This is a genomic window from Azospirillum sp. A23 (assembly GCF_042938965.1).
Classification (GTDB): domain Bacteria; phylum Pseudomonadota; class Alphaproteobacteria; order Azospirillales; family Azospirillaceae; genus Azospirillum; species Azospirillum melinis.
Genome location: NZ_CP170668.1, coordinates 184,972 through 204,614 on the forward strand (window position 1 = coordinate 184,972; position 19,643 = coordinate 204,614).

Genomic DNA, 19,643 nt, shown 5'->3' on the forward strand with positions numbered 1-19,643 from the left:
CCGCCACCGGACGGAGCGGGCATCGCCGACGGCCATCCGCGTCCGCCATCGAACCCACCGCAACCGGTCCGGCTTCCCGCCGCCAAGGACCCCACCGCAGGGGTGCGCCCATGAGCATCGCCGCCTATCACCAGACCATCGCCGAGTGCGACGATCCGCGAAAGATCGAGTACCGGGTGTTCCTGCGGATCACCCTGGCGCTGGAGAACAACCGCGACGCCGACTGGCGCTCCGCCGCGCTGAAGGACGCGCTGTGGCGGAACCTGGAGCTGTGGAACGCGCTCCGCGCCGACCTGCTGGAGGACGGAAACGCCCTGCCGGAGGCGTTGCGCGCCGGTCTGGTCTCGCTTTCCTTCGCGGTGAACCGCAACACCCAGCGGGTTCTGCGCGGCGAGGGCGGCATCGACCTGCTGCTCCACATCAACCGCTCGGTGATGCAGGGCCTGCAAGGGGCGGCTCAAGGGTCGGCTCAAGGAGCGGCGCAGCCCGCGCTGGAACTGGCGACGGAGGATCTGTCCTATGGCACTTAAGCTGCGCCTGAAGCCGTGCGAGCGCGTGGTGATCAACGGCTGCGTCGTGCAGAACGAGAACCGCCGCTACACCCTGACCATCTCCAACTTCGCCCAGATCATCCGCGGCAGCGACATCCTCCAGGAGGAGGACGCGGTGACCCCGGTGCGCCGCGCCTATTTCCTGATCCAGAGCATGCTGCTCGATCCCGAGGTCGCCGCCAACGGCAGCGGTGCCGTGGCGGCGATGATGGCGCAGCTCTACACCGCCTTCACCCGCCCCGACATACAGGACCGCATCGCCCGCGCCATGGGCCATATCGGCGAGCGCGACTATTACAAGGCGCTGTCCGCCCTGCGTCCGGTGATGGAGTATGAAGGCACGCTGCTGGCGGCGTCCCCCGCCGCGTCTCCCTCTGCACCGGCCCTCTCCATCCAGGCGGACGGCATCGGCCATCACGCGGGAGGATGACGCCATGCCGACCCCCGTCACCGGCGTGACCGGCCCGTCCGGCGACCGCCCCACCACCAGCAGCGCCGACATCATCGCGGAAGCGCGGCAGCGTCAGGCCGACCGGCTGCGCGCCGCCCAGGCCGAGACGGCCAAGCCGGTGGAGGCGGCCGAGCGGGCCCAAAAGACCGCTGCCGCGAAAGCGGACGCATCCGACGCGGAGGCGAAGCACGCCGCCCGGCCCTACCGCGTCAACCTCGATCCCGACACGAGGCGGCTCTACACCGAGGTGCTCGACACCGCGACCGGGGAGGTCATCATGCGCATCCCCGCCGGCTATGGCGCCGAAACCGATGCGGCCGACGACGATCCCGTCCTTCCGCAGGACAAGGACGGCCGGGGCGAGGACGGCCGGGGCGGGGAGGTCGAGGCATGACGACGCTCGTCGATCTGCGGATGGTCAGCAAGAACCACGACCGCTACGAACAGGCGGTGCGCAGCCGGCCGGCGGTGCAGCGCGCCATCTCCTATTTCCAGGACAACATCGGCAAGATCGCCAGCACCGAAGACTTCATGAAGGACGACAAGCTCTACCGCTTCGTCCTCGACGCCTTCGACCTCGGCAGTCAGGCCAAGTCGCGCGGCCTGATCCGCAAGGTTCTGGAAGAAGGGGTGAGCGACCAGTATTCCACCGCCAACCGGATGAGCGACACCAAGTTCCGCGAGATGGCGACCATCCTGGGCTTCGCCGAGAACGGCGGCGCCAACCTGAAGCAGCCGGCCGTCGTCCAGGCCATCGTCGACCGCTATGTCGCCGTGACGCTGGAGGTCGAATCGGAGGACAGGAACCCGGCGGTGCGCCTCGGCCTCTATTTCCAGCGGCGGTCGGCGAACATCACCAACTGGTATCAGGTCATGGCCGACAATGCCCTGCGCAAGGTGGTCTACACCACGCTGGGGCTGCCCGACCAGACGGCGCTGCTGGACGTCGACAAGCAGAAGGCGCTCCTGGAAAAGCGGATGGACATCGCCGACCTCAAAAGCCCGGACAAGGTCGCCAAGTTCCTCGACCGCTTCGCCGCGATGTACGACATGCAGAACGGCAGCGCCGCTGCGACCGCCGCCATGCCGTCCATCGGGCCGATTTCCCGCCGCGGGCGGGCCTCGATCATCTCCATCGATCCGTCCATCACCATGACGCTGATGAGGTTCCCGCGCTTCTGACAGGGCCGCGGGGCTCGCCCGAGCGGGAGGAGTCCAGCCGTGCAGACGCCAGCCGGCGACTTACAGGACCGCAGGTCCGGAGAGCCGCAAGACCGAAAGGGTCGCGACCGCATCCGCCCGCCGGCCACCACCGGGGCCGCCGCCGTGCCTCTGCGCGGAGCGTCCGCGGAGGACGAGGATGACGGGCGCGACGCGCTGCACATCCTGCCGCTGTCGATCCTGCCGCTGGAAACGCCGGGGCTGCGCCGGGCGCGGCTGATCAAGAATGTCCGGCTGGAGACGGTGGCGGAGCTGTTCAACGACGCCCAGACCGGCAGCGGCCAGATCCGCATCGACCAGCTGTCGAAATGCTTCGGCATCGACGGCCCGGAATTCCGCCGCGACCTGCGCAAGATCGTGCAGATCGGCGAGGCCGCCAGCTTCGACGTCTACAGCCTGCGGCTGGAGCTGCGCCGCCTGAACATCGATGTGGAGGAGGCGGCGGCGCTCCGCCTGTCGGCCGCCAAGCGGGCCGAGCTGACCAGTTACATGCGCGTCTTCACCCGGCCGCTGGTGGAGCATGTCTATGGCGTGCAGGGGGCGGACATCGCCAGCATGGACGAGCTGGTCCGCCTGTTCGCCCAGCCCGACGTGGAGGAGGCGCGGCGCCGCCTGCAACTGACCGCCGACCGGCTCGACATTCCGCTGGGCGAGATCCCGGCCTTTCTGGAGGAGTATGCCGACATCTTCCTGTCGCTGGCCTATTTCAAGCGCTGCCTGGACGACATCGTGCCCGACGTGCAGGGCTTCCTCGGCTGGATGGCGGAGCTGTATCAGGTCAGCGAGGTGCGCCGCGACGCCCGCCAGGGCCGCATGCTGGACGAGATCGGCCATGACCTGACCGACATCGCCACCTCGATCACCGGGCGCTTCGAGAGCTTCGACAACCGCTCCCGCGATTTCTGGCGCGACATCAACCCGGAGAGCTTCCGCAGCATCCGCGACCTGATCGTCACCCATCACCTGACCATCGGCGGGGTGCTGTGCGGTCTGGCGGTGAAGATGAATTTGTGGAAGCACCGCTTCTCGCGCGGCGGCGGCCCGGTGCGGCGGCTGGAGTTCATCCGCTCGGAAATCCTGCCGGGGCTGGCCCACATCAAGACCATCGAACAGACCTCCCGCAACAACATGGGCTGGTGAGGGGGCGGCACAAATCTCGCTGCCGCACCCTTGTTTCGAGCGCCGAACTTCACATCTAACCGAATGTCGGCGGTGACGCCGCGACCCAAGTACGATCCCGCGTGACGAGGCCATGTCCAGGCCGGCGCGGCAATTCCGGTGACTTCCCTTGATCTAAGTTCCCCGGTTCGGCCCCCGCTGCGGGAGTGCCGACGTCATCCTCTCCGATCCCGTGACGCGCAGGCCGCCGCGACCCTCCCCCGTGCCGTGGCGCCGCCGGTGAGATCGGAGAGGACCCCCCTTTTTCCCAATTCCGAGCGTCGCATCCACCAGGGATGCGCGCATGCCCCGCGCATCCGGCGCCGGGGCGGGCACAAGGAACCCCATGGGTACGAATCCGAACACCGACTCCAAAACCATCGAAACCCGGCAATCGAATTTGGGCCGCGCCCTCGTCCTCCACCCGGTCCTGCGCGGCGTCGAGACCGCCCGCAGCCCCGAAGCCTCGCTGGAGGAGGCGGTCGGTCTTGCCGCGGCCATCGGGCTCGAGGTGGCGCAGGCCGCCATCGTCAAGGTCAGCCAGCCGCGCCCGGCCACCCTGCTGGGCGGCGGCGCCATCGAGCAGCAGGCCAGGCTGATCGATGAGGCGGGCGAGGCGGGCGAGGCCATCGACCTCGTCATCGTCGACCATGCGCTGACCCCGGTGCAGCAGCGCAATCTCGAGAAGGCCTTCGGCGCCAAGGTCATCGACCGCACCGGCCTGATCCTGGAGATCTTCGGCGCCCGCGCCCGCACCCATGAAGGCCAGCTTCAGGTCGAGCTGGCGTCGCTGACCTACCAGAAGTCGCGGCTGGTGCGGTCCTGGACCCACCTTGAACGCCAGCGCGGCGGCTTCGGCTTCCTCGGCGGCCCCGGTGAATCGCAGCTGGAGCTTGACCGCCGGCTGATCGGCAACCGCATCGTCAGGATCAGGCGGGAGCTGGACGATGTCCGCCGCACCCGCGGCCTGCACCGCAAGGCGCGCGCCAAGGTGCCCTATCCGGTGGTGGCGCTGGTCGGCTACACCAACGCCGGCAAGTCCACCCTGTTCAACCGGATGGCCGGCGCCGACGTGTTCGCCAAGGACCTGCTGTTCGCGACGCTGGACCCGACCATGCGGCAGGTCGTCCTGCCGTCGGGACGCAAGGTGATCCTGTCCGACACGGTCGGTTTCATCTCCGACCTGCCGACCCATCTGGTCGCGGCCTTCCGCGCCACGCTGGAGGAGGTACAGTCGGCCGACATCATCCTGCATGTCCGCGACATCGCCCACCCCGACACCGAAGCCCAGAAGGCCGACGTGGAGGCGATCCTGGCCGACCTCGGCATCGACCCGGAGCGCGACCCGCGCGTGGTCGAGGTCTCCAACAAGATCGACCTGCTGGCCGGGGCGGAGCGTGACGCGGCGCTTGCCCGTGCCGGGCGGGACGGCAACGCCTGTGCGCTGTCCGCCGCGACCGGGGAGCGTCTGGACACGCTGTTCCGCATCCTCGACGGGCGGATGACCGCCGGCCGCGAGCTGGTGGAACTGGATGTCGAGCATGGCGACGGAGCGACGCTCGCCTGGCTCTACGCCCATGGCGAGGTGGTCGGCCGCCGCGACGACGACAGCCACGCCCATCTGCATGTGGCCATCGAACCGGCGATGCTGGCGCGCCTGGGCCATCCGGGGCAGGGGCATGCCGCGGCCTGACCGCGATTGCCGGATTTTGCAAAAGAGGGGGGCTGCCGGAAACGGCGGCCCCTTTTCTTATGGAGTCGGACGGGACACCACATATGCGGCGGCACCCACCATGACCAGCCCGGTGCCGGCGAGCACCGGGTAGCCGGGGGAGGACAGGGCCAGGACGGCGAAGCTGGACGACATGCCGCCGACCGCCATGAGTTTCGCCTTCACCGGAATGGCGCCGCGGTCCTGCCACTCGCGGATGGCGCGGCCGAACCGCGGGTCGTTGCGCATCCGCTCGCGCAGTTCGGGATTGCCGCGGGCATAGGCCCAGCCGGCGACCAGCAGGAAGGGGACGGTGGGCAGGATCGGCAGGAAGGCTCCGGCGGTGGCCAGCCCCACCGCGCCATGGCCGACCAGCAGCCACAGCCGCCGCCGTCCCCTTCCCATGCCGTTGTCCGCATCCATCGTCCGACCGCCCGCTCCGAAGCCTCCCGGTTCCGGGTCATTGAACCGCGCCCGGCCGTGCCGCGCAAGCTGGGGGTGGTCATGACGCCGTGCGCGCCATCCCCGGCGTGCCGGCCTTGGCCGTCGCCTCCAGGCTGTACAGCTTCGCCAGCAGTTGCGGCGCCGGCTGTTCGGTCCCTGCCGGCGCCCCCGCCGGTGCCACCGCTGTCGCCGCCGTTTCCGCCGCCGGTGCCGACTTGCGGCGCAAGGCTTCCGCCAGCGATTGGGGGGAGGGCAGGGCGGGATCGCCGCCGTTGCCGCCGCCCATCCAGGGCAGCATCCCTGCCGGCGGCTGCTCCGCCGCGGCGGTCTCCGGTCCCTCCTCCAGCAGGCTGCCGATATGGCCCAGCACGCTGTCGCCGGTGACCTCTTCGAAGGCGACCATGGCGACGCTGCCGATCAGGCCGGGCAGCCCGCCGAACAGGAAGCCGCCGGCAAGCCGGGCTGGGATGGAGATGTCTTCTCCCGTCGCCTCGCGGTAGACCGACGACACCACGGGCAATTGCTGGAGCGGGTTGACCACGTCGAGCAGATCGTCGAAGCCGACGCTCATCCTGTCGGCCAGCGTTTCCTCCGGCTCGGCGGGCGGTTTGCGCTGGGCGGCCGGCGGGCTTACCGCCTGGGCGGCCAGTCTCCTGTCGATGGCTGGGGTGTTGACGCTCATGCGTGGTCTCCGATGGCGGCGAGCAGCGACTCCAGCCGGGCGAAACTCCCGGCGGAGGGCGAGGGGTCGTCCTTGCCCTGGCGCAGGAACTCCTCCAGCCGCGGGTGCAGGTCGATGGCGGCGTCGGTTTCCGGATCGGTGCCGCGCTTGTAGGCGCCGAGCCGGATCATCTCCTTCATGCCGTCATAGCTGGCGGCCAGCGCGCGGGCGCGGCCGACGATGCGGTTCTCGCGCGCGTCATGGCAGCCGGGCAGGCTGCGCGACACGCTGCGCAGCAGGTTGACGGCGGGATAGCGTCCCTGCTCGGCGATCTTGCGGTCCAGCACCAGATGGCCGTCGAGGATGCCGCGCACCGCATCGGCAATCGGTTCGTCATGGTCGTCGCCATCGACCAGAACGGTGAAGATGGCGGTGATGTCGCCGTCTCCGCCATCCTCGGGGCCGGGACCGGCGCGTTCCAGCAGGCGGGGCAGTTCGGCGAAGACGCTTGGCGGGTAGCTCTTGGCGGTCGGCGGCTCGCCGGCGGCCAGCCCGATCTCGCGCTGGGCCATGGCGAAGCGGGTGACGCTGTCCATCAGGCAGAGGACGTGCTTTCCCCCCTGGCCTCCGGAATCGCGCATCTCCTCCGCCACCGTCATGGTCAGCAGCGCCGCCTGCCGGCGCATCAGCGGCGGCTCGTCCGAGGTGGCGACGATGACGACGGAGCGTGCCAGCCCCTCCGGCCCCAGATCGTCCTGGATGAATTCGCGCACCTCGCGCCCACGTTCGCCGATCAGGCCGATGACGATGGCGTCGGCCTCGGCATGGCGGGCGACCATCGCCAGCAGCGTCGATTTGCCGACGCCGGAGCCGGCGAAGACGCCCAGCCGCTGGCCGCGGCAGAGCGGCACGAAGCTGTCGATCACCCGGATGCCGCTGTCCAGCCGCCTGCCCACCCGGCGGCGGGCGCAGGCGGCCGGCGGCGGCTGACGCAAGCTGCGCGGATGCTCGCCGTTCGCCAGCGGACCCTTGCCGTCGATCGGCTCGCCCAGCGCGTTGACCACCCGGCCGAGCCAGCCGGGGCCGGGCCGGAGCGTGAAGGCGGTGTCGTCGGTGACGGCGGCGCAGCCCTCCGCCACGCCGTCGAGGCTGTCGAAGGCCATCAGCAGCGAGCGGCCGTTGCGGAAGCCGATGGTCTCGCACAGCACCCGCCCGCCGCGCAGCGTCTCCGCATGGCATTTGTCGCCGACCGACAGCACGCGCTGCAACCCGTCGACCTCCAGCGTCATGCCGGCGGCCGAGCGGATTTCCCCGCGCCACCGGCGCGTCGGCAGCCGGTCGAATTCCGCGGCCAGGGTGGCGAGTGCCGGCATCGCTTCTGTCTCCACCATCTCCATCGATGCGAGGCATCCTGGAGCAACGAATTTAAATCCGGCTTTAAACCGGCGGGATCATCGTCCGATCCGGTGTTCCGGCGAGAATTGCCGGCAAGAATTGATGGACCGAGGTCGCAATGGATTTGGGTAAAATCGGTTTCTTTCAGCTTGCCGGCACGCGGCTGGACTATCTGGCGCAGCGGCAGAAGCTGGTCGCCGAGAATGTGGTGAACGCCAACACGCCCGACTACCAGGCGCGCGACCTCAAACCCTTCGACAGCGTGATGGACGGCATCCGCCCGGTGGAGACCGCCCGCACCTCCGGCCTGCATCTGGCGAGCACCCGCTCCACCGCCGGCTTCCGCGAGGAGGGCAAGGCCGCCCTGTGGGAGTCGACCCCATCCGGCAACGCGGTGTCGCTGGATCAGGAGATGATCAAGGGCAGCGAGACCCGCGACGCCTTCGCGCTGACCACCAGCCTGTTCCAGCGCAATGTGCAGATGCTGCGCATGGCCTGGAAGAACGGTTGACGGTATTCAAGACGGAGACGACCCGATGATGAACGATGTCCTCGGCGCCACGCTGAAGATCGCCGGCGCCGGACTCCAGGCGCAGTCGACCCGCCTGCGCGTGGTGGCGGAGAATCTCGCCAACGCCGACAGCACCGCCACCGCCAGGGGCGGCGACCCCTACCGCCGCAAGACGGTGTCCTTCGACAGCGTGATGGACCGTGGCGTCGGGGCGGAGCTGGTGCAGGTCAAGCAGATCGGCCGCGACCGCAGCGACTTCCAGCTCGCCTACGATCCGTCGCACCCGGCGGCCGACGACAAGGGCTACGTCAAGAAGCCGAACGTCCAGCCGCTGGTCGAGATGATGGACATGCGCGAGGCCGGCCGCGCCTTCGAGGCCAGCATGAATGTCATCGAACAATCGCGCGCGATGATGACCCGCGTCGTCGACCTGCTGCGCAGCTGAGGAGCCGTTCCATGATCGAGATGTCCGTCGGCCGCGTCGCCGCCGCCTACGCCGCCAACCGCAGCCCGATTTCCAGCGGCGTCGCCGAGACGCAGGCGGCGGCCTCCCCGCTGTCCTCTGCCAACCAGTCCGACGCGGTGGCCGCCAGCGCCGAGAGCGATTTCGGCGGTTTCCTCGACAAGTCGATCTCCCAGGCGGTCGACACGCTGAAGGAAAGCGAGCGCGTGTCGCTCGCCGCCGTGTCGGGCAAGGCCAGCGCGCAGGATGTCGTGCGCTCCGTCCTGGCCGCCGAGATGACGGTGCAGAGCGTCGTCGCCATCCGCGACAAGATGGTCCAGGCCTATCAGGAGATCATGCGCATCGCGGTGTGAGCGGGTGCGCGTGAGGAGGGATCCCCCATGAACCAGGCCGACGTGCTGGAGGTGCTGCGCAGCGGCATCTGGACGACCCTGCTGGTCGCCGCCCCGCCGCTGATCGTCGCGGTGGTGGTCGGCGTGTCGATCTCGCTGGTGCAGGCGCTGACCCAGGTGCAGGAGATGACGCTGACCTTCGTGCCGAAGATCGTCGCGATCCTGGTGGTGACGGTGCTGGCGCTGCCCTTCATGTACGGCGCGCTCGCCACCTACGCCGACCGGCTGAGCGACCTGATCGTCGCGATTGATTGATGCGCCTCCCCCCGTTGCGAGCGGCCGCGCTCCCCCTTCTCGGGCTGCTCGTAAATCCGGCCGGCGGTGCGGCGGCGCCGCCGGCCAACCTCTCGCAGATCGGGGTGTGGAGCACCGCCCTCTACGCCCCGCCCAAACAGCCGGCCCCCCAGACGCGGGCCAAAGCCCTGCCGCCGGAAGCGCAGTGCATCGCCGCCATCCTCGATGCGGAGAAGGCGGCGGGCATCGCCGACCATCTGCTGCTGGCGATGGGGTTCACCGAGTCCGGCCGGCGGACGGAGGACCGGCTGTTCACCGCCTGGCCCTGGACGGTCAACACCGAAGGCCGCTCCCACTACTTTCCGACGCGCGACGCCGCGATATCCTTCGTGCGCGAGACCCAGGCGCGCGGCGTCCAGTCCATCGACGTCGGCTGCCTGCAAGTGAATTTGCGCTGGCACCCCGACGCCTTCCCCGACCTCGTCACCGCCTTCGATCCGGTCGCCAACGCCCGCTATGCCGCGTCCTTCCTGTCGGCGCTGCGGCGCGACCACGGCTCGCTGGAGACGGCCATCGCCCGCTACCATTCCGCCCAGTCCGAGCGCGGCGAGGCCTATCGCCAGCGGGTGACCGGCAACCTGCGCTGGGTCGCCGGGGCGCTCGGCTATCTGGAGACGCTGGCCGCCGGCCCCGGCGGCTCCGCCCCGGTCTGGACCGCGGCGGAGCGCGGGCGCCTGAGCTTCCTGTCCGGCCTGTTCGCCGACGGCCCGGCCCGCCCGCTGCTGCCGGCCGGGCAGAACTGAAACCGGTTCACTGCGGGAAATGCTCGACATGGCATTCCGCGGTCCGGCCGTAATAGACCACCCGCCTGCCGGAGAAGGACACCATGTAGCCGGCGCATCCGGCCGCCTTCACCGCCTCGCAGAAGCCGCGGTAGCTGTAGCCCGCCGCGTTGGACTGCGCCGCGCGCACCGCCGCCTCGACCCCATCCGCCCGGAAGGCCGCGGCGACCGGCGTCGGCGTCGCGATGGCCGGCAATTCCACGCTGTCGCCGTCCGGCAGATAATAGGTGCTGGTCCCGCGGCGGTAATCGACGGCATAGCCTTCGAACCCGGCGTCGATCAGTACGGCGACGATGGACGGGAAATTCATCGTGCCGTCGTGGGACGCGGCAAGGCAGGTCTGGGCAATCGTCTTCTGCTGCGCGTTCATCGGCGCTCTCCTTCTTGCGGTGGGTTTGCCGGGGCCAGGGGGATCAGCCGGTGGGGCTGCTCTTCAGCCCATGCGCCCCGGCGATCTTCCTCAGAATCCGGTCGAGCTGCGCGCGTTCCTCCGCCGTCAGGCAGGCGAAGGCCGCCTCGTCGTTCTCGTCGGCCAGCCGGGCCAGCTCCGGCAGGATCCGGCTTCCCGCCTCCGACAGGGCCAGCACATGGGCGCGGCCGTCGGCCGGGTCGTCGTCGCGGGTGACCAGGGCCTTGGCGACCAGCCGGTCGGCCAGCTTGCTGATGGCGCCGCGGGTCATGCCCATCCGCCCGGCGAGCCGGTTGGGGGCCAGCGGACCGGCGTCCTGCAACTCCCGCATCATAACCCACTCGGCCACCGTCACGTCCTTGCCCTCCAGGCGGCGGGCGAAGGCGAAGGACACATGGTTGGACACCATGCGCATCCAGTAGCCGAGATGGTCCGTCAGCCGGGAAACCGCGCCATTGGCGTTCATGGAAGGCCGCTCCGTTTGTTGACTAGGAAACTACCGTGCGGTTTGTTTCCTAGTCAACCACTTTCCCGTCCAGACCCCGCACCGGGCCCCGCCCTTAAATCCCGGTTTTACCGCGCCCCCCTATCGTTGCCGGAACGCCTCTCCTCCACAAACCCGCCCCTCCACAAACCCGCCCCTCCACAAACCCGTCAGGACCCCCATGACCCTCACGGATCACGTCCGCAGCCGGTTCGGCCTGATCGGCGATATCGGGCTGGCGAACCGCGACGTGCTGTTCGCGGTCGGCATCCTGCTGGTGCTGGCGGTGCTTTTCCTGCCGGTGCCGTCCTGGTTCCTCGATCTCGGGCTGGCGCTGTCCTTCTCGGTCGCGGTGCTGGTGCTGATGGTGTCGCTGTGGATCCCGCGGCCGCTGGACTTCTCGTCCTTCCCCACGGTCCTTTTGGTGGTGACCATGCTGCGGCTGGCGCTGAACATCGCGTCCACCCGCCTGATCCTCAGCGAGGGGCACAACGGCCACGCCGCCGCCGGGCACGTCATCCAGGGCTTCAGCCAGTTCGTGATGGGCGGCAACTTCGTCATCGGCGTGGTGATCTTCTGCATCCTGGTGGTGATCAACTTCGTCGTCATCACCAAGGGCGCCACCCGCATCGCCGAGGTCGGCGCCCGCTTCACGCTGGACGCCATTCCCGGCAAGCAGATGGCCATCGACGCCGACCTCTCCGCCGGCATGATCGACGAGGCCGAGGCGCGCCGCCGCCGCAAGGAGCTGGAGGACGAGAGCACCTTCTATGGCGCGATGGACGGCGCCTCCAAATTCGTGCGCGGCGACGCGGTGGCCGGGCTGGTCATCACCGTCATCAACGTTCTCGGCGGCATGGCCATCGGCATCGCCCAGAAGGGGATGAGTTTCGAGCACGCCGCCTCCATCTACACCACCCTGACGGTCGGCGACGGGCTGGCGACGCAGATCCCGGCGCTGGTGGTGTCGCTGGCCGCCGGCCTGCTGGTCACCAAGGGCGGCAATGTCGGCTCGGCGGAAAAGGCGGTGATCGACCAGCTCGGCGCCTATCCGAAGGCGCTCTTGGTGGCGTCGGGCCTGCTGGTCTCGCTGGCGATCACGCCGGGCCTGCCGATGGCCCCCTTCCTCGCCATCGGCGCCGCCTTCGCCCTGCTAGGCTGGTACGCGCCGCGCCGCAAGGCCCGCGCCGCCGCACTCGCCAAGCTGGAGGAAAGCCGCAAGGCGCCCGCCGCCGTCCCGGAGGAGGCGGTGGAGGACATGCTGAAGGTCGACGAGGTGAAGGTGGAGGTCGGCAACCACCTCGTCCCGCTGATCCTCAACAAGAACGGCCCGCTGACCACCAAGGTGAAGACCCTGCGCAAGCGCTTCGCCACCGAGTTCGGCTTCGTCCTGCCCTCGGTCCGCATCAAGGATTCCAGCTTCTTGGCCCCCAAGAGCTACGTCATCAGCATCATGGGGGTGGAGGCGGCGAAGGGCGAGGTGCGGCCGAAGCATCTGCTCGCCATCGACCCGACCGGCGGCGCGGTGCCCGACATCGCCGGCGACGCGACGCGCGAGCCGACCTTCGGCCTCCAGGCCAAATGGATCGACCCGGCCCGCCATGAGGAGGCGGTGGCGAAGGGCTACACCGTCGTCGATCCGGAAAGCGTCATCACCACCCACCTGACCGAGGTCATCAAGGACAACCTCTCCACCCTGCTGACCTTCGCCGCCTTGCAGAAGCTGATCGACGGGCTGGGCCGCGAATACCAGAAGCTGATCAACGACATGGTGCCGAGCCAGATCTCGCTGGTCGTGCTCCAGCGCGTGCTGCAACAGCTGTTGTCGGAACGGGTGTCGATCCGCAACCTGCCCGCCATCGTCGAGGCGGTGGCGGAGGCCGTCGGCTGGACCCGCCACATCACGCTGATCACCGAACATGTGCGGATGCGGCTCGGCCAACAGATCCACCAGGGGCTGGCCGGACCCGACGGCTTCGTCTCGGTGATCGCGCTCAGCCCGCGCTGGGAACAGGCGCTGCTCGACAACATCGTGGTGGAGGGCGACGACCGCCGCTTCGTCATGCCGCCCAGCCAGGTGCAGGAGTTCCTGACCGCCGTGCGGCTGAAGATCCAGAAGCATGCCACCTCGCAAATCTGGCCGGCCCTGCTGGTGGGGGCGGAAGCGCGGCCCTTCGTGCGGTCGCTGCTGGAGCGGGTCAGCCCGATGACCCCGGTGCTGAGCCATGCCGAGCTGCACCGCAAGGCGGCGCTCAAGACCGTCGATCAGGTCTAGGCGCCGATGGACGTTCCCATGGACGGCCTCAGCCAGTTCCTGACGCTGGAGATCTACCGCGGCCTGCTGGTGCTGGCGCGGGTGGCGGCGGCCATCGGGCTGCTGCCGGGCTTCGGCGAGGCGGCGGTGCCGATGCGGGTGCGGGCGGCCCTGGCGGTCATCGTCACGCTGGTGCTGCTGCCGGGGGTGGAGGGCTTGCCCGACCGCATGCCGGACCAGCCGGTGGAGATGCTGCGGGCGCTGGCCGGCGAAACGCTGGTCGGCGCCTATCTCGGCCTCGGCGCCCGGCTGTTCATGGCCGCCCTCCAGACCGCCGGCGCGGTGGCGGCCCAGGTGGTGGGGCTGAGCAACCCCTTCTCGATGGCGGCGGCGGGGTTCGAGGGCGGGTCGGTGCTGTCCGGCGTGCTGCTGATCGGCGGGCTGGCGCTGCTGTTCGCATCCGACGTGCATTACCTGATGATCGGCGCGCTGGCCCGCTCCTACGGCTCCTGGCCGGCGGGGGTGTTCCCCGACCTCGGCATGGTCGCCCAGCGCTTCGCCGAGCTGCTGGCGACCACCTTCCGGCTCGGCGTCGGCTTGGCGGCGCCCTTCATCCTCTATGGGCTGGTGGTCAATCTGGCGCTGGGGCTGGTCAACCGGGTGATGCCGGCGATGCCCGTCTATTTCGTCGCGACGCCGGGCGTCCTGATGATCGGCATGGGGCTGTTCATGGCGACCGCCGGGGCGATGCTGACCGCCTTCGTCGCCGCGCTGGGCGGCTGGCTGTCGGGGTCCTGACTTGCGGAGATTGGGCCATGGCGGAGCAGGACGACGAGCAGAAGACCGAGGAACCGACAGAGAAACGCCTGCGCGAGGCGGCGGAGAAGGGCGACGTCCCCCGCGCCCGCGACGTCGGGCTGCTGTCGGCGATGGTCGCCGCCTGGATGATCGTGCTGATGGCGGTGCCCGGCGTGGCGTCGACCCTGTCGGCCCTGCTGCTGCCGCTGATCGAGAATCCCGACGACATCCGGATCGACGGCAGCGCCATCGACGTCATCCACAGCCTGCACTGGCTGATCGGCGGTGTCGCCGTCGCCCTGCTGCCGGTGCTGGGCATCCTGCTGGCCGGGGTGGCGGTGTCGGCGCTGGGGCAGGGGCCGTTCGTGGTGGCGTCCGACCGCATCCGGCCGAAATGGTCGCACCTGTCGCCGTCGTCCGGCTGGACGCGGATCGCCGGCCGGCCGGCGCTGGTCGAATTCGCCAAGAGCCTGGTCAAGCTCGCCATCATCAGCGGTGCGGCCTGGCACGCGCTGGCGCCCTACATCGCATGGACGGAGGATACTGTGGGCATGGACGTCGCCGGATTGCCCGTGCTGCTGCGGGACGTGACCTTGCGGCTGCTGCTGGCGGTCCTGCTGGCGACCGTCCTGATGGCGGCGGTGGACGTGCTGTGGAACCGCATGGAGTGGCGCCGCCGCCTGCGCATGAGCCACCAGGAGATCAAGGACGAGTTCAAGCAGATCGAGGGCGACCCCAACGCCAAGGCCCGCCTGCGCGACATCCGCCGCTCGCGCTCGAAGAAGCGGATGATGGCGAACGTCCCGCGCGCCACGGTGGTGATCACCAACCCCACCCATTTCGCCGTGGCGCTGGAATACGAGCGCGGCCGGACCGCCGCGCCGATCTGCCTCGCCAAGGGCGCTGACCTGATCGCGCTGCGCATCCGCGCGCTGGCCCAGGAGCACAACATCCCCATCGTCGAGAACCCGCCGCTCGCCCGCGCCCTCCACGCCACGGCGGAGGTGGATGCGACGATCCCGCTCCAGCACTATCAGGCGGTGGCGGAGGTCATCACCTATGTGCTGAAGCTGAAGGGCGGTCTGGCGCGACGGGGGTGAGCGAGGGGAAGGAAACGCCCTCTGCCCCACAGGAGGGATGTCTTCTCGAATGCCGCTGTCGAGGGCGCGGAACTCCTGGCTTTACGTCAGCGAGGGCTGCCGGGTTCTTCCAGCAAGTCGGTGCCTTCAAGCGATGGAATTGCCATATTGAAGCAATTGTCTTCGCAATGTACGTAAAGTAGGTTTTTGATCTTCTTCATGAAATCGACCGGCTTGAACGGCATGGAAACCAATGCGCATATTCCTGCATCTGCAACCTTTTCCGCCATTTTCGGCGTCACTGCAGAGCTGATGATTACGAATGGTATTATGGAGATATGTTTTATTTTTTCCTCAAGACATGGGTCTTTTGTCTGACGAAATCTGACCGTCTCCAACAGTTGAAGCGCTTTTTCGCGGATTGTATCTGCGTTTACGATGACAATGCCGATCTCGTTCTCTGAAAGAAGCGAGAGAGCGTCCTCGGTGGAGAATGAGCGGTAGATGTGCTTCAGCTTAAGGCCGGAAAGGGTTCTTTCCATTAATTCGCTGGACGATATATTGAAGTCAACAATCAAGGCAGACGCAGATCTAAAATTACAGTACTTTGTACAAATGTTACCCGCGATGCCCATAATTGTAAGAACCTGGATGTAAAGTTGTCAGATTGAATTTGGTAACGGATCGTGAAGATGTAATTAAAGAATATCCGGATAAACCCTTATTTCCCTCAGCCAGATCAAAGAGAAGCCACCCACAGCCGCCATTCGTGATCCGTCTCCGCAACTCTCCGGGAGCCGCCGGATGGACCGTTCGCCGAAAGCTGTTCCACGCTGTTTCATCGTCCGCCGATCACCGCCCTCTCCCGGTGTGAGCGAGAGAGCCGTCCGCTATGGCACCCTTGCCATCCCGCCGGTCGCGTGTCAGGAACGGAGCCGTCAGCCCGTGACGTGAAGGGGACCTCCGATGCCGCCGCTCTCCGCCAAGCCCGCCGCCAAGGCGGCAGCGCCCAAATCCGCCGCTGGCTCGCTGGCCGGTTTCTGTCCCTGGGCGGGGGAAGAGGGCGTGCGGGTCTACCTCCGTCCGGTCGGGCTGATGCCCATCGCTGCCTGGGCCAAGGGGGCGGCGGTGCCGCTGGCCGGCGGCCGCTTCGCCTTCTCCACTGCCGAACTGATCGTCCGCGATGGCCTGCACCATGGGGGAACGCGCATCGACCGCGCCTTCGCACCGCTGTCGGAGATCATGGCCTGGGGCTGGGAGCGCTCGCGTGCGGTGGCGGAGGCGCTGGACCGCCAGCTCGGCGCCCTGACCCGCGCCCGCGCCCCCTTCGCCGGGCTGGCCCCCGACCGGCCGCAGATCATGGGCATCGTCAACGTGACGCCGGACAGCTTTTCCGACGGCGGCGACTTCCTCGACCCCGGCGCCGCCATCGCCCATGGCGAGGCGATGCTGGCGGCCGGCGCCGACATCCTGGACATCGGCGGCGAGTCCACCCGCCCCGGCGCCGTCCCGGTCCCGCCCGAGGAGGAGGAGCGGCGCGTCCTGCCGGTCATCCGCCATTTCGCCGAAAAGGGGGCGACCGTCTCGGTCGACACCCGCCACGCCCGCGTGATGGAGTCCGCCGCCGCGGCCGGCGCCCGTATCGTCAACGACATCGCCGGCCTGTCCGATCCGGACGCGCTGCCGGTGGTGGCCCGCACCGCCACTCCGGTGGTGGTGATGCACATGCAGGGCGACCCCGGCACCATGCAGGCCAACCCGACCTACCGCGACGCCGCGCTCGACGTGTTCGACTGGCTGGAGGAGCGGGTCGCCCGCTGCGTCGCGGCCGGCGTGGCCCCGGAGCGCATCGCCGTCGATCCCGGCATCGGCTTCGGCAAGAAGACGGAGCACAATCTGGAGATCCTGCGCCACACGTCGCTGTATCATGCGCTGGGCTGCACGGTGCTGATCGGCCTGTCGCGCAAGGGCTTCATCGGCCGGCTGTCGCGCGAGGAGCCGCCGAAGGAACGGCTGGCCGGCTCGCTCGCCGCCGGGCTGGAGACGCTGAACCAGGGGGCGCAGATCCTGCGCGTCCACGATGTGGCGGAAACGGCGCAGGCCCGCGCCGTCTGGGAAGGGCTGCACCGACGCTGAGACCCGCGCCCGCCGATGGAGGTAAAGCACAGGCTCGTCTGTAACCCTTTCGCGCAGCCGCCGATGGGGCCTTGACCCGGCCCGCCTGCCGCGCGAAGAAACATCCTTCGCTTGCGCATCCGGCCCCGCACCCCGACATGCGGGGTTTGGATACCGTTTCTGCACGAGGTTTTCATGACGCGACACCTGTTCGGCACCGACGGCATCCGTGGCACCGCCAACATCGACCCGATGACCGCCGAAACGGCCCTGCGCGTGGCGATGGCGACCGCGCTGCAGTTCCGCCGCGGCGACCACCGCCACCGGGTGGTGATCGGCAAGGATACCCGCCTGTCCGGCTATCTGCTGGAACCGGCGCTGACCGCCGGCTTCATCTCCATGGGGATGGACGTGGTGCTGGTCGGTCCGCTGCCGACCCCGGCCGTCGCCATGCTGACCCGGTCGTTGCGCGCCGACATGGGCGTGGTGATCTCCGCCTCGCACAACCCCTATCAGGACAACGGCATCAAGCTGTTCGGCCCCGACGGCTACAAGCTGTCCGACGAGGTCGAGGCTGCCATCGAGGCGCGCATGGCGCTGCCCTTCGCTCCCGACCTTGCCCGTCCCGCCGATCTCGGCCGCGCCAGCCGGATGGAGGACGCCACCGGCCGCTACATCGAGTATGTGAAGAACACCTTCCCGCGCGGCCTGCGGCTGGACGGTCTGAAGATCGTCGTCGATTGCGCCAACGGCGCCGCCTACAAGGTGGCGCCCAAGGTGCTGTACGAGCTGGGGGCCGACGTGATCCCGGTCGGCGTCAGCCCGGACGGCACCAACATCAACAAGGGCTGCGGCGCCACCGCCACCCAGACCCTGCAGGAGCAGGTGGTCGCCCATGGCGCCCATCTCGGCGTCGCGCTCGACGGCGATGCCGACCGCCTGATCATGGTGGACGAGGCCGGGCGCCCCATCGATGGCGACCAGCTGATGACCTTGATCGCCACCTCCTGGGCGCGGTCGCAGACGCTGCGCGGCGGCGGCGTCGTCGCCACCGTGATGTCCAACCTGGGCATGGAGCGCCATCTCGGCGGGCTCGGCCTGCATCTGGCCCGCACGCCCGTCGGCGACCGCTACGTCGTCGAGATGATGCGCGAGCGCGGCTACAATGTCGGCGGCGAGCAGTCGGGCCATGTCGTGCTGTCCGACTATTCGACCACCGGCGACGGGCTGATCGCGGCGTTGCAGGTGCTGGCGGTGCTGATCCAGGCCGAAGGCCGCTCGGCCAGCGAGGTCTGCCGCGTGTTCGATCCGGTGCCGCAGAAGCTGACCAACGTCCGCTTCACCGCCGGGACCAAGCCGCTGGAGGACGCCGTCGTCCAGCAGGCGATCAGGGAGGGCGAGGCGCGGCTGGCGTCGAGCGGCCGTCTGCTGATCCGCAAGTCCGGCACCGAGCCGCTCATCCGCGTGATGGCGGAGGGCGACGACGCGGCGCTGGTCGACAGCGTGGTCGCCGACATCGCCGGCACCATCCAGGCCAGCGCCGCCCGCAGCCTGGAGGCCGCGCAATGAGCGGAAGCACCGTCAACGGCCGCGTTCTGATCGTCGCCGGGTCCGACTCCGGCGGCGGCGCCGGCATCCAGGCCGACATCAAGGCGGTCAGCGCGCTCGGCGCCTATGCCATGACCGCCATCGCCGCCTTGACGGCGCAGAACACCACGGGCGTCTATGGCGTGGTGCCGGTCGATCCGGCTTTCGTCGCCTTGCAGATGAAGCTGGTGCTGGAGGATATCGGCGCCGACGCGGTGAAGATCGGCATGCTCGCCAACACCCCCGTCATCGAGGCGGTGGCGGCGGAGTACGAGGCGCGCGCCGTCAATGTGCCGCTGGTCCTCGATCCGGTGATGATCGCCAAGAGCGGCCACCACCTGCTCGACCCCGACGCGGTGCTGACCCTGCGCCGGCGCCTGCTGCCGCTGGCCGAAGTGGTGACGCCCAACCTGCCGGAAGCCGAGGCGCTGACCGACCTGCCGATCCGCGACCTCGACGACATGCGCCGCGCCGCCGAGCTGATGCTCAGCTTCGGCCCGAAATCGGTTCTGCTGAAGGGCGGCCATCTGGAGGACGACACCCTCTACGACCTGCTGCTGACCGAGGAGGGCGAGACGGTGTTCGAGGGCCGCCGCGTCCACACCCCCCACACCCACGGCACCGGCTGCACCCTGTCCTCGGCCATCGCCGCCGGTCTGGCACAGGGCCTGAACACCCGCGACGCGGTCGCCCGCGCCCGCCGCTATGTCGAGACGGCGATCCTGACCGCACCCGGCCTCGGCCACGGCCACGGCCCGCTCAACCACCTGCACACGGTGCGGGAGTTTTCGTAAGAGGGCGGGTGACCGTCGGTGCTTGCGATGTGCGGCGGCTCTCATCGGCCGTCATCCCCGCGGAGGCGGGGATCCAGGCTTACCCATTG

General features: G+C 68.9%; 23 protein-coding genes. 17 read left to right on the top strand and 6 right to left on the bottom strand.

The features are described 5' to 3' along the window. Nucleotides 1-110: 110 nt before the first annotated feature. The 6 genes from ABNQ40_RS31275 (at nucleotide 111) to hflX (ending at nucleotide 5,074) form a co-directional block, all read left to right on the top strand. Nucleotides 111-530 (top strand): flagellar biosynthesis regulator FlaF, encoded by a 420-nt coding sequence (locus tag ABNQ40_RS31275; protein WP_109049414.1) that lies wholly within the window; start codon nucleotides 111-113, stop codon nucleotides 528-530. After that, nucleotides 520-981, top strand: coding sequence for a flagellar biosynthesis repressor FlbT (locus tag ABNQ40_RS31280; RefSeq protein WP_109049415.1), 462 nt, complete (start codon nucleotides 520-522; stop codon nucleotides 979-981). The genes ABNQ40_RS31275 and ABNQ40_RS31280 overlap by 11 nt, the downstream gene beginning before the upstream one ends. A 4-nt stretch (nucleotides 982-985) precedes the next feature. Further along, the gene (locus tag ABNQ40_RS31285; protein ID WP_109049416.1) at nucleotides 986-1,396 is read left to right on the top strand and encodes a flagellar protein FlaG; all 411 of its coding nucleotides are present in this window, start codon (nucleotides 986-988) and stop codon (nucleotides 1,394-1,396) included. Further along, nucleotides 1,393-2,184, top strand: coding sequence for a DUF1217 domain-containing protein (locus tag ABNQ40_RS31290; RefSeq protein ID WP_109049417.1), 792 nt, complete (start codon nucleotides 1,393-1,395; stop codon nucleotides 2,182-2,184). Before ABNQ40_RS31285 ends, ABNQ40_RS31290 begins: the two co-directional genes overlap by 4 nt. A 144-nt stretch (nucleotides 2,185-2,328) precedes the next feature. Next, the gene (locus ABNQ40_RS31295; RefSeq protein ID WP_391349260.1) at nucleotides 2,329-3,363 is read left to right on the top strand and encodes a hypothetical protein; all 1,035 of its coding nucleotides are present in this window, start codon (nucleotides 2,329-2,331) and stop codon (nucleotides 3,361-3,363) included. 364 nt (nucleotides 3,364-3,727) lie between these two features. Continuing rightward, the gene (hflX, locus tag ABNQ40_RS31300; protein WP_109049419.1) at nucleotides 3,728-5,074 is read left to right on the top strand and encodes a GTPase HflX; all 1,347 of its coding nucleotides are present in this window, start codon (nucleotides 3,728-3,730) and stop codon (nucleotides 5,072-5,074) included. Between the two features lie 57 nt (nucleotides 5,075-5,131). Here the strand turns inward: hflX and ABNQ40_RS31305 are convergent, their stop codons facing one another. The 3 genes from ABNQ40_RS31305 to fliI all read right to left on the bottom strand — a co-directional run bounded on the left by ABNQ40_RS31305 (nucleotide 5,132) and on the right by fliI (nucleotide 7,570). Beyond that, nucleotides 5,132-5,515, bottom strand: coding sequence for a YbaN family protein (locus tag ABNQ40_RS31305; RefSeq protein WP_109049420.1), 384 nt, complete (start codon nucleotides 5,513-5,515; stop codon nucleotides 5,132-5,134). A gap of 79 nt (nucleotides 5,516-5,594) precedes the next feature. Next, on the bottom strand, nucleotides 5,595-6,218 hold the full coding sequence (locus ABNQ40_RS31310) for a hypothetical protein (protein WP_109049421.1): 624 nt from the start codon (nucleotides 6,216-6,218) through the stop codon (nucleotides 5,595-5,597). Continuing rightward, complete coding sequence (fliI, locus tag ABNQ40_RS31315) at nucleotides 6,215-7,570, bottom strand: flagellar protein export ATPase FliI (protein WP_109490880.1); 1,356 nt, start codon at nucleotides 7,568-7,570, stop codon at nucleotides 6,215-6,217. Before fliI ends, ABNQ40_RS31310 begins: the two co-directional genes overlap by 4 nt. 140 nt (nucleotides 7,571-7,710) lie before the next feature. On the opposite strand from fliI, the gene ABNQ40_RS31320 reads away from it, so the two are divergent. The 5 genes from ABNQ40_RS31320 to ABNQ40_RS31340 are packed head-to-tail and all read left to right on the top strand — an operon-like array spanning nucleotide 7,711 to nucleotide 9,995. Further along, complete coding sequence (locus ABNQ40_RS31320) at nucleotides 7,711-8,103, top strand: flagellar biosynthesis protein FlgG (RefSeq protein WP_109049422.1); 393 nt, start codon at nucleotides 7,711-7,713, stop codon at nucleotides 8,101-8,103. A gap of 25 nt (nucleotides 8,104-8,128) precedes the next feature. Further along, complete coding sequence (gene flgC, locus ABNQ40_RS31325) at nucleotides 8,129-8,548, top strand: flagellar basal body rod protein FlgC (protein ID WP_109049423.1); 420 nt, start codon at nucleotides 8,129-8,131, stop codon at nucleotides 8,546-8,548. Nucleotides 8,549-8,559: 11 nt separating this feature from the next. Continuing rightward, complete coding sequence (locus ABNQ40_RS31330) at nucleotides 8,560-8,919, top strand: flagellar hook-basal body complex protein FliE (protein ID WP_109049424.1); 360 nt, start codon at nucleotides 8,560-8,562, stop codon at nucleotides 8,917-8,919. 27 nt (nucleotides 8,920-8,946) lie between these two features. Then, on the top strand, nucleotides 8,947-9,213 hold the full coding sequence (gene fliQ, locus ABNQ40_RS31335; protein ID WP_109049425.1) for a flagellar biosynthesis protein FliQ: 267 nt from the start codon (nucleotides 8,947-8,949) through the stop codon (nucleotides 9,211-9,213). Beyond that, the gene (locus ABNQ40_RS31340; protein ID WP_109049426.1) at nucleotides 9,213-9,995 is read left to right on the top strand and encodes a transglycosylase; all 783 of its coding nucleotides are present in this window, start codon (nucleotides 9,213-9,215) and stop codon (nucleotides 9,993-9,995) included. The genes fliQ and ABNQ40_RS31340 overlap by 1 nt, the downstream gene beginning before the upstream one ends. Before the next feature lie 7 nt (nucleotides 9,996-10,002). Here ABNQ40_RS31340 and ABNQ40_RS31345 read toward each other — a convergent pair whose 3' ends face one another. Both ABNQ40_RS31345 and ABNQ40_RS31350 read right to left on the bottom strand, forming a co-directional pair. Beyond that, on the bottom strand, nucleotides 10,003-10,404 hold the full coding sequence (locus ABNQ40_RS31345; protein WP_109049427.1) for a DUF1398 domain-containing protein: 402 nt from the start codon (nucleotides 10,402-10,404) through the stop codon (nucleotides 10,003-10,005). Between the two features lie 43 nt (nucleotides 10,405-10,447). Next, complete coding sequence (locus ABNQ40_RS31350) at nucleotides 10,448-10,909, bottom strand: MarR family winged helix-turn-helix transcriptional regulator (protein ID WP_199235305.1); 462 nt, start codon at nucleotides 10,907-10,909, stop codon at nucleotides 10,448-10,450. A 199-nt stretch (nucleotides 10,910-11,108) separates the two neighbouring features. On the opposite strand from ABNQ40_RS31350, the gene flhA reads away from it, so the two are divergent. From flhA to ABNQ40_RS31365, 3 genes are read left to right on the top strand one after another with little or no spacing between them, the layout of a single operon-like run. Next, nucleotides 11,109-13,202 (top strand): flagellar biosynthesis protein FlhA, encoded by a 2,094-nt coding sequence (gene flhA / locus ABNQ40_RS31355; protein ID WP_109049428.1) that lies wholly within the window; start codon nucleotides 11,109-11,111, stop codon nucleotides 13,200-13,202. 6 nt (nucleotides 13,203-13,208) lie between these two features. Continuing rightward, nucleotides 13,209-13,979 (top strand): flagellar biosynthetic protein FliR, encoded by a 771-nt coding sequence (locus ABNQ40_RS31360; RefSeq protein WP_247879730.1) that lies wholly within the window; start codon nucleotides 13,209-13,211, stop codon nucleotides 13,977-13,979. Nucleotides 13,980-13,996: 17 nt separating this feature from the next. Further along, nucleotides 13,997-15,079: a flagellar biosynthesis protein FlhB gene (locus ABNQ40_RS31365; RefSeq protein WP_109049429.1), complete on the top strand. Its 1,083-nt coding sequence runs from the start codon at nucleotides 13,997-13,999 to the stop codon at nucleotides 15,077-15,079. Nucleotides 15,080-15,165: 86 nt separating this feature from the next. Here the strand turns inward: ABNQ40_RS31365 and ABNQ40_RS31370 are convergent, their stop codons facing one another. After that, on the bottom strand, nucleotides 15,166-15,636 hold the full coding sequence (locus ABNQ40_RS31370) for a hypothetical protein (protein ID WP_146255479.1): 471 nt from the start codon (nucleotides 15,634-15,636) through the stop codon (nucleotides 15,166-15,168). 388 nt (nucleotides 15,637-16,024) lie between these two features. Between ABNQ40_RS31370 and folP the strand changes: the two genes are divergently transcribed. The 3 genes from folP to thiD all read left to right on the top strand — a co-directional run bounded on the left by folP (nucleotide 16,025) and on the right by thiD (nucleotide 19,554). Further along, complete coding sequence (gene folP, locus ABNQ40_RS31375) at nucleotides 16,025-17,194, top strand: dihydropteroate synthase (protein ID WP_109049430.1); 1,170 nt, start codon at nucleotides 16,025-16,027, stop codon at nucleotides 17,192-17,194. A 174-nt stretch (nucleotides 17,195-17,368) separates the two neighbouring features. After that, nucleotides 17,369-18,742 (top strand): phosphoglucosamine mutase, encoded by a 1,374-nt coding sequence (gene glmM, locus ABNQ40_RS31380; protein WP_109049431.1) that lies wholly within the window; start codon nucleotides 17,369-17,371, stop codon nucleotides 18,740-18,742. Then, nucleotides 18,739-19,554, top strand: a complete 816-nt coding sequence (gene thiD / locus ABNQ40_RS31385) for a bifunctional hydroxymethylpyrimidine kinase/phosphomethylpyrimidine kinase (RefSeq protein WP_109049432.1) — start codon at nucleotides 18,739-18,741, stop codon at nucleotides 19,552-19,554. The genes glmM and thiD overlap by 4 nt, the downstream gene beginning before the upstream one ends. The last annotated feature ends 89 nt before the right edge of the window (nucleotides 19,555-19,643 follow it).